The organism is Streptococcus mitis, assembly GCF_009496205.1.
GTDB classification, from domain to species: domain Bacteria; phylum Bacillota; class Bacilli; order Lactobacillales; family Streptococcaceae; genus Streptococcus; species Streptococcus mitis_BN.
This window is the reverse complement of the sequence record NZ_WIJO01000041.1, coordinates 1-18,495: the sequence shown is the minus strand read 5'-3', so window position 1 is coordinate 18,495 and position 18,495 is coordinate 1. Positions and strand designations below refer to the sequence as shown.

Genomic DNA, 18,495 nt, shown 5'->3' with positions numbered 1-18,495 from the left:
GGATTTCGGAACTTTGAAAACTTCAAAAAACGGATTTTTATCGCTCTGAATATCAAAAAAGAAAGGACGAAATTTGTCCTTTCTAGATATTAGCTTTTCTTCAACCCACTACAGTTGACAAAGAGCCTTTTATTTTACCACATTTCATGGAAAAATGGAGAAAGTTTTCAGAAAAGAGAAAGAGAACCCTAAGGCTCTCTCATTCTCTTTTATTCTACTGTTTCTTCCACAGTTTCAACGGCAGTATCCACAACTACTTCTGTTGTTTCTTCGTTTCCTTCTTCCTCTACTGGAGGATTAAGGTATTCTTCTTCGTTGATAGCATGTGGTTCAAGGTTACGGTAGCGGGCCATACCAGTACCTGCTGGGATGATCTTACCGATGATAACATTTTCTTTAAGTCCAAGGAGATGGTCTTTCTTACCACGGATAGCCGCGTCAGTAAGGACACGAGTTGTTTCCTGGAAGGAAGCCGCTGACAAGAAACTATTGGTTTCAAGTGAGGCTTTGGTAATTCCCATAAGGACTGGACGACCTGTCGCTGGAACTCCTCCTGCGACAAGGACATCTTTGTTGGCATCTGTAAAGTCATTGATATCCATGAGAGTACCCATGAGAAGATCTGTGTCACCTGGATCCATGACACGTACTTTACGGATCATTTGACGAACCATTACCTCGATGTGTTTGTCACCGATTTCTACCCCTTGGCTACGGTAAACTTTTTGTACTTCACCGAGAAGGTAAGTTTCAACTGACAAGACATCACGAACTGCAAGGAGACGTTTTGGTTGGATAGAACCTTCTGTAAGAGCAGCACCACGCGCTACTTGGTCTCCAACTTCTACACGCATACGAGCTGTAAATGGAACGACATATTCCCCTTCGCCAGTTTCACCCTTAACAAAGACTTTCTTAGTACGAGTTGAAGCGTCTTCTTCGATAGCGGTAACTTGTCCTTTAACCTCTGTGATAACCGCTTCCCCTTTAGGATTGCGGGCTTCAAAAATTTCTTGGACACGAGGAAGACCCTGAGTAATATCGGTATTTGAGGCAACCCCACCCGTGTGGAAGGTACGCATTGTAAGCTGTGTACCAGGTTCCCCGATAGATTGGGCAGCGATTGTACCAACTGCTTCACCAACTTCAACCGCATCACCAGTAGCCAAGTTGATACCGTAACAGTGACGGCAGACACCATGACGAGTGTTACATGTAAATACAGAGCGGATAGTCACTTCTTCCACACCAGCATTAACAATTTCACGTGCCTTATCTTCTGTAATCAACTCATTTGAACCGATGATAACTGCACCAGTTTCTGGATGTTTAACAGTTTTCTTAGTATAACGACCGTTGAGACGTTCTTCTAGAGACTCGATCATCTCTTTTCCTTCTGCGATAGAACGGATCAGGAGACCACGGTCTGTTCCACAGTCGTCCTCACGGATGATAACGTCTTGGGCAACGTCAACCAAACGACGAGTCAAGTAACCTGAGTCGGCTGTCTTAAGGGCCGTATCGGTCATACCTTTACGCGCACCGTGAGTTGAGAAGAACATTTCGAGCACTGACAAACCTTCACGGAAGTTTGAAAGGATTGGCAATTCCATGATACGTCCGTTCGGAGCCGCCATCAAACCACGCATACCGGCAAGCTGTGAGAAGTTTGAGATGTTACCACGGGCTCCAGAGTCCATCATCATAACGATTGGGTTCTTCGGATCTTGGTTGGCAATCAAGCGTTTCTCAAGTTTTTCACGGGCAGCACGCCATTCAGCTGTAACGGCATTGTAACGCTCGTCGTCTGTGATCATACCACGACGGAATTGTTTGGTGATTTGTTCTACACGTTTGTGTGATTCTTCAATGATTTCAGCCTTGTCATCAACGACTGGGATATCGGCAATACCCACTGTCAATCCTGCAAGAGTTGAGTGGTGGTAACCGAGGTTCTTCATGCGGTCAAGTAGGGCAGAAGTTTCTGTCGTACGGAAACGTTTGAAGATTTCAGCGATGATATTTCCAAGGTTTTTCTTCTTGAATGGAGGGTTGAGTTCAAGATTGCTGATAGCTTCCTTGATATCTCCACCAAGTGGCAAGAAGTATTTAGAAGGAACGCCTTCTGTCAAGTTGGCATTGTTTGGTTCTTGCAAGTATGGTAGACCCTCTGGCATGATGTCGTTGAAGAGGATTTTACCAACTGTTGTAAGCAAGACCTTGTGTTTTTGCTCTTCTGTCCATGGTTTGTTGAGGCTGTCTGTTGCGATACCAACACGTGAGTGGAGGTGAACATAACCATTACGGTAAGCCATAACCGCTTCGTCACGGTCTTTGAAGACCATTCCTTCGCCTTCACGACCAGCTTCTTCCATGGTCAAATAGTAGTTACCCAAAACCATGTCCTGAGATGGAGTAACAACTGGTTTACCATCTTTCGGGTTCAAGATGTGCTCAGCAGCTAGCATGAGGATACGAGCTTCTGCTTGGGCTTCTTCTGAAAGCGGTACGTGGATGGCCATTTGGTCCCCGTCAAAGTCGGCATTGTAGGCTTCACAGACAAGCGGGTGCAAACGAAGGGCCTTACCATCAATCAAGACTGGCTCGAAGGCTTGGATACCCAAACGGTGAAGGGTCGGTGCGCGGTTCAAAAGCACTGGGTGTTCTTTAATCACTTCTTCAAGAATATCCCATATACGCTCATCTCCACGTTCCACCAAGCGTTTAGCCGCTTTGACGTTTTGCACGATATCACGCGCAACGATTTCACGCATCACGAATGGTTTAAAGAGCTCGATCGCCATTTCACGTGGCACACCACATTGGTACATCTTAAGAGTTGGACCAACGGCGATAACGGAACGTCCTGAGAAGTCAACACGTTTACCGAGCAAGTTTTGACGGAAGCGTCCTTGTTTCCCTTTAAGCATGTGGCTCAATGATTTAAGAGGACGGCTACCTGGTCCTGTGATTGGACGACCACGACGACCATTGTCAATCAAAGCGTCAACCGCTTCTTGAAGCATACGCTTCTCATTTTGAACGATAATACCTGGTGCATTCAACTCAAGCAAACGAGCCAAACGGTTGTTACGGTTGATAACACGGCGGTAAAGGTCGTTCAAGTCAGATGAGGCAAAACGGCCACCATCCAACTGCAACATTGGACGAAGATCTGGTGGAATAACTGGAAGGATGTTGAGAATCATCCATTCAGGTTTGTTTCCAGACTTGTAAAAGGCATCCAAAACATCCAAACGACGGATTGCTTTGACACGTTTTTGTCCAGTAGCTGTTTTCAACTCTTCTTTGAGTTCAGCAATTTCTTTTTCAAGATCTACTTGTTTCAAAAGGTCTTGGATAGCTTCGGCACCCATCTTGGCAACGAATGATCCATAGCCATACTCACGCAAGCGCTCACGGTATTCGCGCTCTGTCATGATAGACTTGTGCTCAAGTGGTGTATCCTTAGGATCAATCACCACATAAGCCGCAAAGTAGATAACTTCCTCGAGAGCGCGAGGGCTCATATCAAGGGTCAAGCCCATACGGCTTGGAATCCCCTTGAAGTACCAGATGTGAGATACAGGAGCTTTCAACTCGATGTGCCCCATACGCTCACGACGAACTTTTGTACGCGTTACTTCAACCCCACAACGGTCACAAACAATCCCTCTATAACGAATGCGTTTGTACTTACCACAAGCACATTCCCAGTCTTTTGTAGGACCAAAGATGACTTCATCAAAGAGTCCTTCACGTTCTGGTTTCAAAGTACGGTAATTGATTGTTTCAGGTTTTTTGACTTCTCCATAAGACCATGAACGGACTTTACTTGGAGAAGCTAGGGTTATTTGCATACTTTTAAAACGATTTACATCAACCACTATTTCTTCCCTTTCTATTCTAAGTGAACTGCTTATTCTTGTTCAGCAGCTTCTTCTGTTGCTTCCGCTTTTGTTGCTTTTTCAGCTTCTTCAGCTTCAAAGGCTGCTTTAGCCTCTTGTGCTGCTTTTTCGCGGGCTTTTTCAAGGTCATCTACGTGGATGACATCTTCGTCCATTCCTTCATCCAAGTCGCGAAGTTCCACTTCTTGGTCATCTTCGTCTAGGACACGCATGTCAAGACCAAGAGATTGCAATTCTTTGACAAGAACTCGGAAGGATTCTGGAACACCTGGTTTTGGAATTGGTTTTCCTTTTGTAATGGCTTCATAAGCTTTCAGACGTCCGTTGATATCGTCAGATTTGTAAGTCAAGATTTCTTGAAGGACATTTGACGCACCGTAGGCTTCAAGAGCCCAAACCTCCATCTCACCGAAACGTTGTCCACCAAACTGAGCTTTACCTCCGAGCGGTTGTTGGGTAACGGTTGAGTAAGGTCCGACTGAACGAGCGTGCAATTTATCATCAACCATGTGGTGGAGTTTGATCATGTACATGACACCAACTGATACACGGTTGTCAAAGGGCTCACCTGTACGTCCATCGTAAAGGATTGTTTTGGCATCGCTGTCCATACCTGCTTCTTTAACAGTTGACCAAAGGTCTTCAGAACTTGCTCCGTCAAAGACTGGTGTTGCGATGTGAATACCAAGAGTACGAGCAGCCATACCAAGGTGGAGCTCCATAACCTGACCGATATTCATACGTGATGGCACCCCAAGTGGGTTCAACATGATATCGACTGGAGTTCCGTCCGGAAGGTAAGGCATGTCTTCTACAGGAACGATACGAGAGACAACCCCTTTATTTCCGTGACGTCCGGCCATCTTATCTCCGACCTTGATCTTACGTTTTTGAGCGATGTAGACGCGAACCAGCATGTTGACACCTGATTGCAACTCGTCTCCATTTGCACGTGTAAAGATCTTAACATCACGAACGACACCATCGGCACCGTGTGGTACACGAAGAGAAGTATCACGCACTTCACGAGATTTATCTCCGAAGATAGCGTGCAAGAGACGTTCTTCAGCTGAAAGGTCTTTCTCACCCTTAGGTGTTACTTTACCTACAAGGATGTCGCCTTCTTTAACCTCGGCACCGATACGGATAATACCCATTTCGTCAAGGTCTTTAAGAGCGTCTTCCCCAACATTTGGAATTTCACGAGTAATTTCTTCAGGCCCAAGCTTTGTATCGCGCGTTTCTGATTCGTATTCTTCAAGGTGGACAGATGTGTAGACATCGTCTTTAACCAAGCGTTCGCTCATGATAACAGCATCCTCGAAGTTGTATCCTTCCCAAGTCATGTAGGCAACGATTGGGTTTTGTCCAAGCGCCATTTCTCCATTTTCCATAGAAGGTCCGTCAGCGATGAAATCGCCTTTTTCAACGACATCGCCAACTTTTACGAGAGTGCGTTGGTTGTAAGCAGTACCTGAGTTTGAACGACGGAATTTTTGGATGTGGTAAACGTCCAATGAACCATCTTCACGACGAACTTCTACCTTGTCAGCATCTGCATAGGTAACTTTACCGTCATACTGAGCAATCACAGCAGCTCCTGAATCGTGGGCTGCTTGATATTCCATACCAGTACCAACGTAAGGTGCTTTTGGATTAATCAATGGCACAGCCTGACGTTGCATGTTGGCTCCCATGAGGGCACGGTTGGAGTCATCGTTTTCCAAGAAAGGAATACATGCTGTCGCAACGGCAACTACCTGTTTTGGTGATACGTCCATGTAGTCAACAACATTAGCTGGATACTCTTGGTTGACCCCTTGGTGACGTCCCATGACAACTTTCTCAGCAAATGTTCCATCTTCATTCAGACGAGAATTAGCCTGTGCTACAGTAAATTCATCTTCTTCATCGGCTGTCAACCAAACGATTTCGTTCGTAACAACACCTGTTTCACGGTCAACTTTACGGTATGGTGTTTGAACAAAACCATACTTGTTCAAGTGTCCGTAAGATGACAAGTTATTGATCAAACCGATGTTAGGTCCTTCAGGTGTCTCGATTGGACACATACGACCATAGTGAGTGTAGTGCACGTCACGTACTTCATATCCAGCACGGTCACGTGTCAAACCACCAGGTCCTAAGGCTGACAAACGGCGTTTGTGAGACAACTCAGAAAGCGGGTTGTGTTGGTCCATGAACTGTGACAACTGTGATGAACCAAAGAATTCTTTAACCGCAGCTGTTACAGGACGGATATTGATGATTTGTTGTGGTGTCAAGACTTCATTATCTTGAACAGACATACGTTCACGGACATTACGTTCCATACGAGAAAGTCCAAGACGTACTTGGTTAGCAAGCAATTCACCAACCGCACGGATACGACGGTTCCCAAGGTGATCGATGTCATCTACACGGCCAAGTCCTTCAGCCAAGTTGAGGAAGTAGCTCATCTCAGCAAGGATATCTGCAGGAGTGACGATACGAACCTTGTCATCTGGATTAGCATTACCAATGATTGTTACGACGCGGTCTGGATCAGTTGGTGCAACAACCTTGAATTTTTGAAGAACAACTGGCTCAGTCACAACGGCTGCATCATTTGGAATGTAAACAATCTTGTTCAAATCACCATCCAAATGACTTTCAATACTTTCAATGACGCTACGAGTCATAACAGTTCCAGCTTCTACCAAGATTTCTCCAGTTTCAGCATCTACCAATGGCTCAGCAATCGTTTGGTTGAGCAAACGTGTTTTAATATTGAGTTTTTTATTAATTTTGTAACGACCAACAGCGGCTAAGTCATATCGGCGTGGGTCAAAGAAGCGAGCCACAAGTAAACTACGTGAACTTTCAGCAGTCTTAGGCTCACCTGGACGAAGGCGTTCATAAATTTCTTTAAGCGCTTCGTCTGTGCGAGAATCCATTGGATTCTTATGGATATCTTTCTCAACAGTATTGCGGACCAATTCACTATCACCAAAGATATCAAAGATTTCATCGTCACCTGAGAAACCAAGCGCACGAACCAAGGTCGTAAATGGAATCTTACGAGTACGGTCGATACGAGTGTAGGCGATATCTTTTGAGTCACTTTCAAGTTCCAACCAAGCTCCACGGTTAGGGATAACAGTTGAACCGTAGCCCACTTTACCGTTTTTATCAACTTTATCGTTAAAGTAAACACCTGGTGAGCGGACCAACTGAGATACGATGATACGTTCACCACCATTGATGATGAAAGTACCCATTTCTGTCATGATTGGGAAATCACCAAAGAAAACTTCTTGAGTTTTGATTTCGCCTGTTTCTTTATTGATCAAGCGGAAGGTTACAAAAATTGGTGCTGAGTAGCTAGCATCGTGGATACGAGCCTCTTCTAGCGTGTATTTTGGTTCCTTGATTTCATATCCAACAAATTCCAACTCCATTGTGTCTGTGAAGTTTGAAATTGGCAATACATCTTCAAACACTTCCTTAAGACCATGGTCTAGGAAATCTTTGAATGAGTCAGTTTGAATTTCAATCAAATTTGGTAAGTCAAGAACTTCTTTGATTCTTGAAAAACTACGACGGGTACGATGTTTCCCGTATTGAACGTCATGTCCTGCCAAGATGATTCTCCTTTGTAAATAAGTTCCAAGCCTTGTCAATCAGGCTTTTCTAATCGTCATATGGTTTTAAAAACCCCTATCACCGTGTCCTCTTGATAAATTTTCAGAATCTTTAAGTCTTTGTTACAAACACACAAAATCCTGAAAAAAAGCACAAAAAGAGCAGCTAAATCTGACTTTTTCAGAAGATTTAACTGCTGTGAGCCTTGTCTGGACAATATTTCAGACAAAACCTACGACAAATGATTACTTATATTATACCGTATTTAGCTAGATTTTTCAAGAGGATTGACGAATTTTTGACAAAATCTTTTCCTATAAAAAATGGAATATAGGATACAATCGCTAAAATAAAATTGTCAAATCTTTGTTGATTAGAAATAGTTGCTTAGTAGAGATTTGAGAAAAAGCCTACTTTGCAGTAGACTTAGTTCTTTTCTATTCTAATGGGCACTCTGCCGAAATTCTGCTCTGCTATACCTGGATTTCCCAGTTGGTAAATCTGGTCTGACTTTTGGGTCATGGTATCCCATGGTTCTTTGCCAATTCGGCTGACTAGATGTACCTGCCCTTTCAGAGATTTGAGATGTTGTCTACCTTTTTCGGTAAAACCAAGAATATGAATCCCTTCTGGCAAGTCATTTTCTCTGGCCTGTACCAAGATATAGGTCAAGAGTCGTCGTACACGCGCCTTGGTGTAACGTTTAGTTGCAACCGCCTCGACTAATTCGTCAACAGACTGGGCTGTCTTGATGGCTTCCTTGATGCGCACAGCCATTTCTTGATTGACCTGATAGATGGTAGTTAGGTCGGGATTTGACAAGATTTGATAGCGGAGCAGAGGAAAATAATTTTCCCAGTTCACCTGGCTAGCCTGCTCAAAAAGGGCAACAGATGGCATAAAGCGTTCTAGGAAGTCTTGGTCCTTCTGGTGCTGACGGAGAGCTGTCGCCGAGGCAAAGTCCACATTTTTATCCACAGAATGGTAACCAGCCCCCTGACGCTGAATCGGATGCAACTTGATGTTTCGTCCTGCAACCGCCTTGGCATAAGCCAGAGCAAGGACATGATTGGGTGTATTGCCTGAAAAATCAAGACCTGCAAATTCCTTCCACATAGCCTGTGTCTTCTGGGGATAAGAGAGAGAATCAGGAAGATTTTCCACAAATTTCTCCATCTTAGCACCTTTTTCTGTGTATAAGTCAGCAATTTTCTGATAATCTAGAACTTCCTCCGTCCCAAATGCTAGCCTATCAATACCCAACCGAGCCAAGATATCCACAGCTCCTTGGCCAAAGAAATCAGCAGCCTGAACACTGACTAAAAAGGGCAATTCCACTACCAGATCCGCTCCATTTTCCAGCGCCATCTGGGCCCGTGTCCACTTGTCCACGATAGCAGGCTCTCCACGCTGCATGAAATTCCCAGACATGGCTACGATTTTCAATCCCTCAGCCTGCTCCAGCAGGTATTTGTGCCCATTATGAAAAGGATTGAACTCCGCGATAATACCTGTGATGGTCATGATGTTCTCCTACTTCTGCGCCACAAAAAACCAACGGGTGCTGGTTTCTGTAGGCTCTTTGTCCTCAAAGTCCGCATAGAGTTTGAAGGACTTGAAACCAGCCTGCTCCAGCAAAATATCATAGGTCAAGACCTCATAGGTCCGCTCCTCATGCACTTCATCGTGGCGACTAAAGGAACCGTCAGCCTCCTTGATAAAAAAGGTCAACTCATGCACGATGGAGTGAGGCGCTGCATCCTCATAAGTATCCCAGAGCATTGCAAAATCTTCTGCATTTTCATGATAAGAATAGCCTGGAAAAACTTCATCTGTCTGATAGGTCGAATGCACATCAAAGATAAATACCCCATCTTCGTTGAGGGAATTATATACTTCCTTAAAGACATCCCCTACTTCCACCTCATCCTGCATGTAGCAGATAGAGTCCGAATAACAAGTGACAAAATCATATTGACATGCTTTGGATAAATCCAGCATATTGCCTTCGATAAAATCAATCTTTTGCTTGGCTGAAGCCGCCCTCTTTTCGGCAATTTTCAACATATCCCCACTCAAGTCAAGTCCAGTCACATCAAAACCAGCCTGAGAGAAGCGCACAGACTGGATACCTGTCCCACAAGCCAATTCCAAGAGTTTCTTTCTCTCCTTGGTCTTAGGCAAATGACGCAGAGAAAAATCCGTCCATTTATCATATAAACTATCATCCATGACCGCATCATAGACCGCCGCAAAGGTTTCATAAGTTGCCATAATCATGATACCAAGAGCCTCCATGGCAAACACCACTCGCCCTATACCTTTCTATCTAATTTTCTAAAATAAGCAAATAAAACCCAGTTGGCTACAACTGAGTTCGTCTTCTAAGCAAGAGCTTCTGAAATATCTACTGACTCAGCCTCATGCCATAGCTTCTCTAGGTTATAGTGGGCACGCATTTCTTCTGAGAAGATATGCACGACAACAGAACCTAGGTCCAACAAAACCCAGCCTCCTGCTGCATCACCTTCGATATGACTTCCTTTAAAGCCTGCTTCAGCTACTTTTTCACGGATGTTATCAGCGATAGCGTCCAACTGACGGCTATTCATCGAGCTAGTGATAACAAAGTAGTCCGTCACGCTGGTCAATTCTTGTACATCAAGTGCGAGGATATCCTCCGCACGTTTCTCATCAGCCGCTTTCACGACTAGTTCTAGTAATTCTTTTTCGTTCATTTAGTCCTCTTTCTAGAAAATATGTTTGTAATCTAGGACATCTGCAAAGCGCCCCTCCCAAATGCCCTCATAAAATTCATTTATCGTTTCTGCTGGAATGTCTTTCCCATCAAACGTTGTGCAAGTTCCTTCTGGAATAATAAGCTGATAGCCATATTCAAAAGCAACCTTGACAGAGGTATCCACACAATATTCTGTCTGCATACCACATAAAACTAATTTTTCAATCCCCTGTTTATCCAAGTATTCTTTTAAACCAGTTTCTTTGAAAATACTGTTATACTTCTTCTGAAAGACCTTTTCATTAGGTTTTCGGCTTAAAAGCTCAGATAACTGCCAATCTTCTGATGTTTGAGCTTCAGCGTTCTCAATATGTTGAACATAAATAATTTCGATATTCTTGCTTCTAGCCTGTTTTTGTAAATAAGAAATTTTTTCCAATAGACTTTTTGTCTGGAACCCAGTTTCCACTAAAATATTCTGAACATCAATGATTATAAAAGCCGTCTTCATTTAGTCCTCTTTCAAATAGTGCACAAAGGCATTATAGGTTTCAAGGGTTTGGGGATAGATAGGGAATCTCTGATGAGCTAGATGCTCCACGGTTCGAGCTGTTTCGTAGGCCACTGCCTTATTAAGCGATAGACTTGCAATCTCACGCGCCACATCTACTCCAGGAAAGGATCGATTATGCTCGATATAGTCTGCTACATAGATAACCTTATCTAGGTCTGTCATCTGACCAGCCCCAACTGTATGGATTTCAATAGCTCGCAGGATTTCAGAATCATGCAAATCTAAATCTTCCTGAATCTTGTAAATTCCGACCATACCATGCCAGACATTATTACCCCAGTTTTTGAGGTCAGGGTCTAGCTGATAATGGTCAATCAAGCCCAAAAATTCCTGATCTGACAGCTTTTTAGCATAGTCATGAAGAAGGCCTGCTAGTCCTGCTTTCTCGGCATCGACTCCAAATCGCTGAGCCAGTTCTATGGCTGCACGCTCCACACCTAGACAATGTGTTAAGCGTTTTTCAGGTAAAAGCTCTGCCATTTTTTCCAACAAAACCTCACGGGAGCAGTTGATATAGTCTTGATAGGCCATCAGTAGAGATCCTCCTTCTCGATGTAGTCTAGCACTGGCTGAGGTAGGAGAAAGTTGGGTTTCCGACCTTGGGCAATGAAGTTACGCACCATGCTGGATGAGATATCCATGAGAGGCACATCCACCCAGATAACTGGATAGGAAGTTCCAGCCTTGTAGCGTGGGCGCTGAACCCCTACAAACTGAACCATGTCAACCAGTTCATCAATTCGGTACCACTTAGGTAAATAGTCTACCATGTCGGCACCGATAATGAAGTAATAATCCGTATCTGGATGTTGCTCCGTCAAGATTTTCATGGTGTCATAGGTATAGGAAATTCCCTTGCGCTCTAGCTCGATGGTTTCAATGGCTAGACCTTCAATCCCCTCAATAGCCAACTCAAGCATCTTGAGACGATGGTATTCAGGGATTGTTTCCTTTTTATCTACATGAGGAGGTTGGTATTCAGGCATGAGCAGAACTTGATCTAGTCCCAACTGCTGGCGCACTTGATCCGCAACAATCAGATGCGCATTGTGAACAGGGTTAAAATTCCCCCCTAAAATCCCGACTTGTTTGCGTTTTTTCTCCTTGATTTCTGGCTCCAACTCTACCTTGGTAAAGGGAGTCAATAGTTCGATTGCCATAGGCTAGTCTCCTTTATTTCTCTGTAAAAACAGTTGTTTGGAGTATGGGGGTTAAATTTCTTTAACTTTTTTAGAAATCTTGCGGTTCTCTTTCTTGCTAGATTGTTTATACAAAATCAAGATGCGTCCGATTTTTTGGACTGTATCCACACCGATTTCTTCTTCTAAAATTTCAGCTACTTCGTGGATATTTTCATCTGTGTTTTGCAAGAGCGTTACTTTAATCAATTCGCGGGCGTCAAGAGCCTGACGGACACTGGTTTTGATTTGGTCGTTCAGTCCATTTTTCCCGATTTGGATGATGGGTTTGAGGGTGTGTGCCTGGCTATTGAGGAAGGCACGTTGTTTTGATGTTAATGACATAATTTCTTCCTTGTTTTTTTGATAGTTATTTTAGGTGGTGAGGGACGGTCGGAACTAATTTTTCAAAGATCTCATCTTTGGAAAATGGATTTCCTGACCTCACAATTGAGCCTTGGTCTCAATTGTGCCCCTTGCCAATCTACAGATTGGCAAGATCCCACGGCAATAACTATCTTTTTATGAGCTCACTTTGTTCGCTCAGTGATTTTAGTTTAAATAATTGCTTTTCGTGTGACAACTGCGACGCCTTCTGGTGCCCAGACGGCGACTTTGGCGGTGCCTGTTACGCGAATCCAGCCTAGGCCTGAGATAACTAGGTCTGTCTTGTCCTTAATGTTAAATACATGCTGAACTAGTTTTGGAAAATCTTCTTTTTCCTTGCTATTTGGTGGTGTTAGAAGGGTTCCGACGTGCTTATCGTAAAAGGCACTAGCACCTTCCAGCTTGGTACGATGGAGTTTGAGTTCATTGTCAAAGAAGGCTGTGAAACCTTGCTTTTCACCCGCAATGAAATCAAAGCGTCCGAGACCTCCTAAAAACAGGGTTTGTTCAGGATTGAGCTGATAGGTTTTAGGCTTGATTTCCTTCTTGGGGCTGACATACTTGAGGTTTTTGGCCGTCAAGTAGTGAGCCATCTGGTGACGGTGGATAATCCCTGGTGTATCGTAGATATAAGAACCGTCATCAAGCGGAATCTCGATTTTGTCCAAGGTTGTCCCTGGGAAGCGCGAAGTCGTGATGACATTCTGATCACCCGTAATTTCTTGGATAATAGCATTGATTAGAGTTGATTTTCCAACGTTGGTCACACCGACCACATAAACATCACGACCCTTACGGTAGTGTTCAATCTTGTCAATGACTTCCTTAATAGCATGTTTGTTTTGGGCCGAAGTTAAGACGACATCGACTGGACGAAGCCCTTCTTCGTGGGCACGTTCCATGAGCCACTGGCTAATCTTACCAGGCTTAACTGACTTAGGGAGGATATCTTTTTTATTTCCTACCAAAAGGACATCATTGCCCGATATAAAGCGTGGCAAGCCTGGGATGACAGAGCCATTAAAATCAAAGATATCAATGACATTGACCACTAAGGCATCACTGTCTCCCACCTCGTGCAAGAGCTTGAGGAAATCATCGTCCGTCAGCAGGACATCCGTGATTTCATTATAGTGGCGGAGACGGAAACAGCGTTGGCAATAGACTTCGCCCGTCTCCAAACCTTTTTCAAGTGCCGACTGGGGGGTAAAACCAAGACCAGCCTTATCTGTCGTCTGAATGGTTGCTCCACAACCAATACAGAGAATTTCTTCCATAGTTAAATTCCTTTTTTATATGTAATCGGTCCGTACTTTTCAGTGATTTTTCGCTTCACACGGCGCTCACGAGCTCGGTTGATCTGCGTTTTGATCGAGTCATGTTGGACCAAGGGTTTGACTAAAATCGAGCGAATGCCTGCACGGTGGGCTGCTCGTATATCTGTCATGAGCTGGTCGCCAACCATGACCACTTCACTTTTCTCATAGTGGAATTCCTTCATGGCCCGGTCAATCCCAAATGTGAAGGGCTTCAGAGCCCAATAAACGTAGTCAATCCCAAATTTCTCAACTGCTCGTTGGACGCGTTTTTTGGTGTTATTTGAGACCACGATAATGCGAATGCCCGCGTCCCGAAGATCATGTAGCCATTGCTTCATCTCTGGCGTCCCGTCAGGGTTGTTCCAAGCAATGAGGGTATTGTCCAAATCGACCAAAACAGCCTTGATTCCATGCGCCTGCAGGCTTGGGACTGTCAGATCATAGACTGCTTCCACAGCAAAGTCTGGCATGTAGTTTTCAATCACCATTTTGGCTCCTTTTCTTTTATTTTCTAGTAATTTTCTTCAGCCATTGAGATAAGGCCACCCATAAAATCAAGCTAGTCATTAAGATATAAATCCAAGCATTTGGCTCTTCTGTAAATGGTAGAGGAACATTCATTCCGAAGAAACCTGTAATAACCGCAAGTACTGCTAGTAAGACGGAGATAATAGTCAAAATTGACAAACTATCATTCAAGTTATTGTTTAGGATGTTGTTGTAAGAAGCTGAGAGTTGTTGCAAGACTTGAGAAATCAAGTCTGTCATAGACACCAACTGATGGGCTTCAATCATGGCATCATCAAACTGCTCTCGTTCGACATCATTAAATCTCCGATAAAGAGCATGGCCCTGGATATGTTCCAAGAGGAGTCGATTTTGTTTTGCTGCTGCTGTCAAGTAAACCATACCAGTCTCCAAGTCAGAGAGGGCGAAGAGATTTTTCTTTGTTGTAGTTTGACGTAGCAAGGCACTAATTTCGTCCTTACTTTTATCCATCTCTTCAATGACAGGATAATAAGCGTTACTGATAATCTCTAAACCAGCAAAGAGAAACTTGTAAATAGAAAGCGACTCATGGCTATCCAGATAAGCTGACATCTGATCAATGACATAAGCATTCTTATGGTTGCTGATGGTAATCATTCGTTGTCTTTCGACGATAAAGGTCATGGGAATCGCTTCATAATATTCTTTGTCTTTTTCTAAATCAAGAACATTATAAATAAAGGTTACCGTCTCCGTTTCACGGTTATAATCCATATGAGCTCGTTCATTTCTATCCAGAGCATACTCAATGGTTTCCTTGTCCAATCCATAGATGTCAGAAAGATCTTCCATATTTTTAATCTTATCCACATCAAGGTCTATCCAGGTACAACCATTGCCCAACTGCTTTTCTAAAACCATCTTTTCTCCTTTATTAAACTCTTTCTATTGTACCACAAATTACTTAAAATAACAGGTCTAGTCTGTGCGTGAGAAATTGCTGACGACGGTGATATTCCGATTGGGAACGAAGTGCAGAACCTGATCTTCTCCTCTGAGTTGCGTTGTTCGAATGCCGACACTGACAACCTTGCCCGATACGGTAATAGGACCATTTGTCAAAACGACCTCATCTCCCACATCCAGTTGACGTTCAAAGAGGATGAAAAAGCCATTGATGACATCAGATAGAAAGCCTTGGGCTCCCATCCCAATAGCCACCCCAGCAATCCCAGCCCCTGCCAGCAAACTAGAAACTGGCAAACCTAAAATCGACAAAATGCAGTAAAGCAAAAAGAAATAAAGGGTATAATTAAACACATTTTCTAACAGACGTGAGATGGTTTTCTGACGCCCGATATCATGACGAGACATTTTTAGAGAAGGTTTGACAATTCTCTGCACCATGGTATGGAGCAATTTCTTAGCTATATAAAAGAGTAAAAATAAGAATAACAGAGAAATTAACTTGGTTAAGATATTTTCAATAATCGTTGTTATATCAAGCTTATTGAGGTAGGTTTGAATAAATTCTTTCATAGAAAACTCCTTTCATTTATTATACCATACTTTTACAAGTGATGAATCTCCATAAATATTCAAAAATAATAGCCAAAATAGACAGAAAATTCTTGATTTTAGCTCATATTTATACTATAATCATAAACATTACACAACAAAGGAGATTGTTATGAAAAAAATCATTCATGCTTGGAATAAGGCAAGCCTAATCAAACGGATTTTGATTGGTATGCTTATTGGAGGAACCCTAGGGCTGACACTTCCTAACATTTCAGGAATTGGTTTACTTGGAGATCTCTTTGTTGGTGGCCTCAAAGCCATCGCACCTATTCTAGTCTTTGCCCTCGTTGCCAATGCCCTTTCCCAACATCAAAAGGGTCAAGATAGCAACATGAAAACGGTTATCCTCCTTTACTTGGTGGGAACCTTTGCAGCGGCACTTGTTGCTGTCCTAGCAAGCTTCATCGTCCCTGTTGAGATTACCTTAAATAGTGCCAATACAGAAATCGCACCACCAGATGGAATTGGCCAGGTCCTCAGCAATCTCTTGCTCAAACTGGTTGACAATCCAGTCAATGCCCTCGTTACTGCTAACTACATCGGTATCTTATCTTGGGCAGTTGTTTTCGGGATTGCTATGAGAGAGGCCAGCAAAAATAGTAAAGAATTGCTGAAAACTATGGCTGATGTGACTTCTAAGATTGTCGAATGGATCATCAATCTAGCTCCATTTGGTATCCTTGGTCTTGTCTTCAAAACCATCTCTGATAAGGGAATCGGAAGCCTAGCTAACTATGGAATCTTGCTTGCCCTCTTGGTGACAACCATGTTCTTTGTAGCTCTGGTAGTCAATCCACTAATTGCCTTCCTCTTTATGAAGAGAAATCCTTATCCTCTCGTTTGGAAATGTTTGCGTGTCAGCGGTGTTACAGCCTTCTTCACTCGTAGTTCTGCGGCTAACATCCCTGTCAACATGAAACTTTGTCACGACCTTGGACTGGATCCAGATACCTATTCGGTTTCTATCCCACTCGGCTCTACTATCAACATGGCCGGGGCAGCGATTACCATTAACGTTTTAACCCTTGCTGCAGTAAATACTCTTGGAATCCCTGTTGACTTTGCCACAGCCTTTGTCCTCAGTGTGGTAGCAGCTATCTCAGCCTGTGGCGCTTCTGGTATTGCGGGCGGTTCCCTCCTTCTTATCCCAGTTGCTTGTAGCCTTTTCGGTATTTCTAACGATATTGCCATGCAAGTTGTTGGGGTTGGATTTGTGATTGGGGTCATCCAAGATTCATGCGAAACAGCTCTCAACTCTTCAACAGATGTCCTCTTTACTGCCGTTGCCGAATACGCGGCAGCCCGTAAAAAATAACTCATAAAGGCAAGCCTGCTCAGGTCTTGTCTTTTCCGCTTTTATTCTAACTTACTAGGAAATCCTTATGTCTATTAGCCAACGTACGACCAAGCTCATCTTAGCTACCTGTCTTGCCTGCCTTCTTGCTTATTTTCTCAATCTCTCCTCAGCTGTCTCGGCTGGAATCATCGCCCTCTTGAGCCTATCCGATACCCGTAGAAGTACCTTAAAACTGGCCCGAAATCGGCTCTTTTCCATGCTTCTAGCTTTGGTTATCGGAGTTCTGGCTTTTTACTTGAGCGGATTTCATATCTGGAGCCTTGGCCTCTATCTTGCCCTCTACGTGCCTCTAGCTTATAAGATGGGCTGGGAAATTGGCATCACACCAAGCACTGTTTTGGTTAGCCACCTCTTGGTACAAGAGTCAACCTCTCCAGACCTCCTAGTCAATGAATTCCTTCTCTTTGCTATCGGTACAGGATTTGCCTTGCTTGTCAATCTCTACATGCCTTCACGAGAAGAGGAAATTCATCACTACCACACATTGGTAGAAGAAAAGTTAAAAGATATTCTCCAGCGCTTCAAATATTATTTATCCAGAGGGGACGGACGCAACCGAGCACAGCTGGTTGAAGAATTGGACACCCTTTTGGAAGAGGCACTCAGACTAGTCTATTTGGATCACTCTGACCACCTCTTTCACCAAACCGACTACCATATCCACTATTTTGAAATGAGACAGCGACAAAGTCGTATCCTGCGAAATATGGCCCAGCAAATCAACACCTGTCACCTAGCTGCCAGTGAAAGCCTAATTTTGGCCCAACTCTTTTCAAAAATTGCCGGTCAACTGAGCCAGACCAATCCTGCTTCTGATTTGCTAGATGAAATTGAACGTTATCTGGAAGTCTTCCGTAACCGCAGTCTGCCCAAGACAAGAGAAGAATTTGAAACCCGCGCCACGCTCCTCCAACTACTACGTGAAGCCAAAACCTTCATCCAAGTAAAAGTTGACTTTTACCAAAAATATGGACAGTAAAAAAGAGGCTCTATAATATTTGTAGTGGGTAAATCCCCTATAGATATTATGGAGCCTATTTTGTTGTAGAAAAAAAGTCCCATATGACCTATAATGAAAAGCGACAAAACAACTCATTAGAAAGAATCATATGGAACAATTACATTTTATCACAAAACTACTCGACATTAAAGACCCCAATATCCAATTTATGGACATCATCAATAAGGATACACTCAGGGAAATCATCGCCAAACTGGACTACGACGCCCCATCTTGCCCTGAGTGTGGAAGTCAAATGAAGAAATATGACTTTCAAAAACCGTCTAAGATCCCTTACCTCGAAACAACTGGTATGCCTACTAGAATTCTCCTTAAAA

16 protein-coding genes are annotated in these 18,495 nt (G+C 43.4%); 3 read left to right on the top strand and 13 right to left on the bottom strand.

What is annotated here, in order from left to right; translation table 11 throughout:
* Positions 1 to 209 precede the first annotated feature (209 nt).
* The 13 genes from rpoC to GEZ85_RS07230 form a co-directional block, all read right to left on the bottom strand.
* Positions 210 to 3,887, bottom strand: a complete 3,678-nt coding sequence (gene rpoC / locus GEZ85_RS07290) for a DNA-directed RNA polymerase subunit beta' (protein ID WP_322741327.1) — start codon at positions 3,885 to 3,887, stop codon at positions 210 to 212.
* A 32-nt stretch (positions 3,888 to 3,919) separates the two neighbouring features.
* Positions 3,920 to 7,531: a DNA-directed RNA polymerase subunit beta gene (gene rpoB / locus GEZ85_RS07285; protein WP_153209920.1), complete on the bottom strand. Its 3,612-nt coding sequence runs from the start codon at positions 7,529 to 7,531 to the stop codon at positions 3,920 to 3,922.
* Positions 7,532 to 7,958: 427 nt separating this feature from the next.
* Complete coding sequence (locus GEZ85_RS07280; RefSeq protein ID WP_153209919.1) at positions 7,959 to 9,056, bottom strand: nucleotidyltransferase; 1,098 nt, start codon at positions 9,054 to 9,056, stop codon at positions 7,959 to 7,961.
* Between the two features lie 9 nt (positions 9,057 to 9,065).
* Entirely contained in the window at positions 9,066 to 9,806 is a 741-nt protein-coding gene (locus tag GEZ85_RS07275; protein ID WP_281280797.1) for a class I SAM-dependent DNA methyltransferase, read from the bottom strand.
* 110 nt (positions 9,807 to 9,916) lie between these two features.
* Positions 9,917 to 10,270 carry a ribosome silencing factor gene (gene rsfS / locus GEZ85_RS07270; protein WP_153209918.1) on the bottom strand — a complete coding sequence of 118 codons (354 nt, stop codon included), beginning with the start codon at positions 10,268 to 10,270 and terminating at the stop codon, positions 9,917 to 9,919.
* A 12-nt stretch (positions 10,271 to 10,282) separates the two neighbouring features.
* Positions 10,283 to 10,783 carry a cysteine hydrolase family protein gene (locus GEZ85_RS07265; RefSeq protein ID WP_153209917.1) on the bottom strand — a complete coding sequence of 167 codons (501 nt, stop codon included), beginning with the start codon at positions 10,781 to 10,783 and terminating at the stop codon, positions 10,283 to 10,285.
* Positions 10,784 to 11,377, bottom strand: a complete 594-nt coding sequence (yqeK, locus tag GEZ85_RS07260; RefSeq protein WP_153209916.1) for a bis(5'-nucleosyl)-tetraphosphatase (symmetrical) YqeK — start codon at positions 11,375 to 11,377, stop codon at positions 10,784 to 10,786.
* Positions 11,377 to 12,006, bottom strand: a complete 630-nt coding sequence (locus tag GEZ85_RS07255) for a nicotinate-nucleotide adenylyltransferase (protein WP_153209915.1) — start codon at positions 12,004 to 12,006, stop codon at positions 11,377 to 11,379. The genes yqeK and GEZ85_RS07255 overlap by 1 nt, the downstream gene beginning before the upstream one ends.
* A gap of 51 nt (positions 12,007 to 12,057) precedes the next feature.
* A complete protein-coding gene (yhbY, locus tag GEZ85_RS07250; RefSeq protein WP_000060171.1) occupies positions 12,058 to 12,369 on the bottom strand; it encodes a ribosome assembly RNA-binding protein YhbY in 312 nt (103 codons plus the stop codon).
* A 212-nt stretch (positions 12,370 to 12,581) separates the two neighbouring features.
* On the bottom strand, positions 12,582 to 13,688 hold the full coding sequence (gene yqeH, locus GEZ85_RS07245; RefSeq protein ID WP_153209914.1) for a ribosome biogenesis GTPase YqeH: 1,107 nt from the start codon (positions 13,686 to 13,688) through the stop codon (positions 12,582 to 12,584).
* 2 nt (positions 13,689 to 13,690) lie between these two features.
* On the bottom strand, positions 13,691 to 14,218 hold the full coding sequence (locus tag GEZ85_RS07240) for a YqeG family HAD IIIA-type phosphatase (RefSeq protein WP_000234217.1): 528 nt from the start codon (positions 14,216 to 14,218) through the stop codon (positions 13,691 to 13,693).
* Between the two features lie 16 nt (positions 14,219 to 14,234).
* On the bottom strand, positions 14,235 to 15,140 hold the full coding sequence (locus GEZ85_RS07235) for a magnesium transporter CorA family protein (RefSeq protein WP_000242267.1): 906 nt from the start codon (positions 15,138 to 15,140) through the stop codon (positions 14,235 to 14,237).
* Between the two features lie 57 nt (positions 15,141 to 15,197).
* The gene (locus tag GEZ85_RS07230) at positions 15,198 to 15,758 is read right to left on the bottom strand and encodes a mechanosensitive ion channel family protein (RefSeq protein ID WP_024057615.1); all 561 of its coding nucleotides are present in this window, start codon (positions 15,756 to 15,758) and stop codon (positions 15,198 to 15,200) included.
* 151 nt (positions 15,759 to 15,909) lie between these two features.
* Here GEZ85_RS07230 and sstT point away from each other — a divergent pair, with 151 nt between their 5' ends.
* The 3 genes from sstT to GEZ85_RS07215 all read left to right on the top strand — a co-directional run.
* The gene (sstT, locus tag GEZ85_RS07225; RefSeq protein ID WP_020902997.1) at positions 15,910 to 17,115 is read left to right on the top strand and encodes a serine/threonine transporter SstT; all 1,206 of its coding nucleotides are present in this window, start codon (positions 15,910 to 15,912) and stop codon (positions 17,113 to 17,115) included.
* Between the two features lie 67 nt (positions 17,116 to 17,182).
* Positions 17,183 to 18,136, top strand: a complete 954-nt coding sequence (locus GEZ85_RS07220; protein ID WP_060627646.1) for an aromatic acid exporter family protein — start codon at positions 17,183 to 17,185, stop codon at positions 18,134 to 18,136.
* 130 nt (positions 18,137 to 18,266) lie between these two features.
* Positions 18,267 to 18,495, top strand: a 229-nt coding sequence (locus GEZ85_RS07215) for a transposase family protein (RefSeq protein ID WP_194251538.1), incomplete at its 3' end; no start/stop codon positions are given.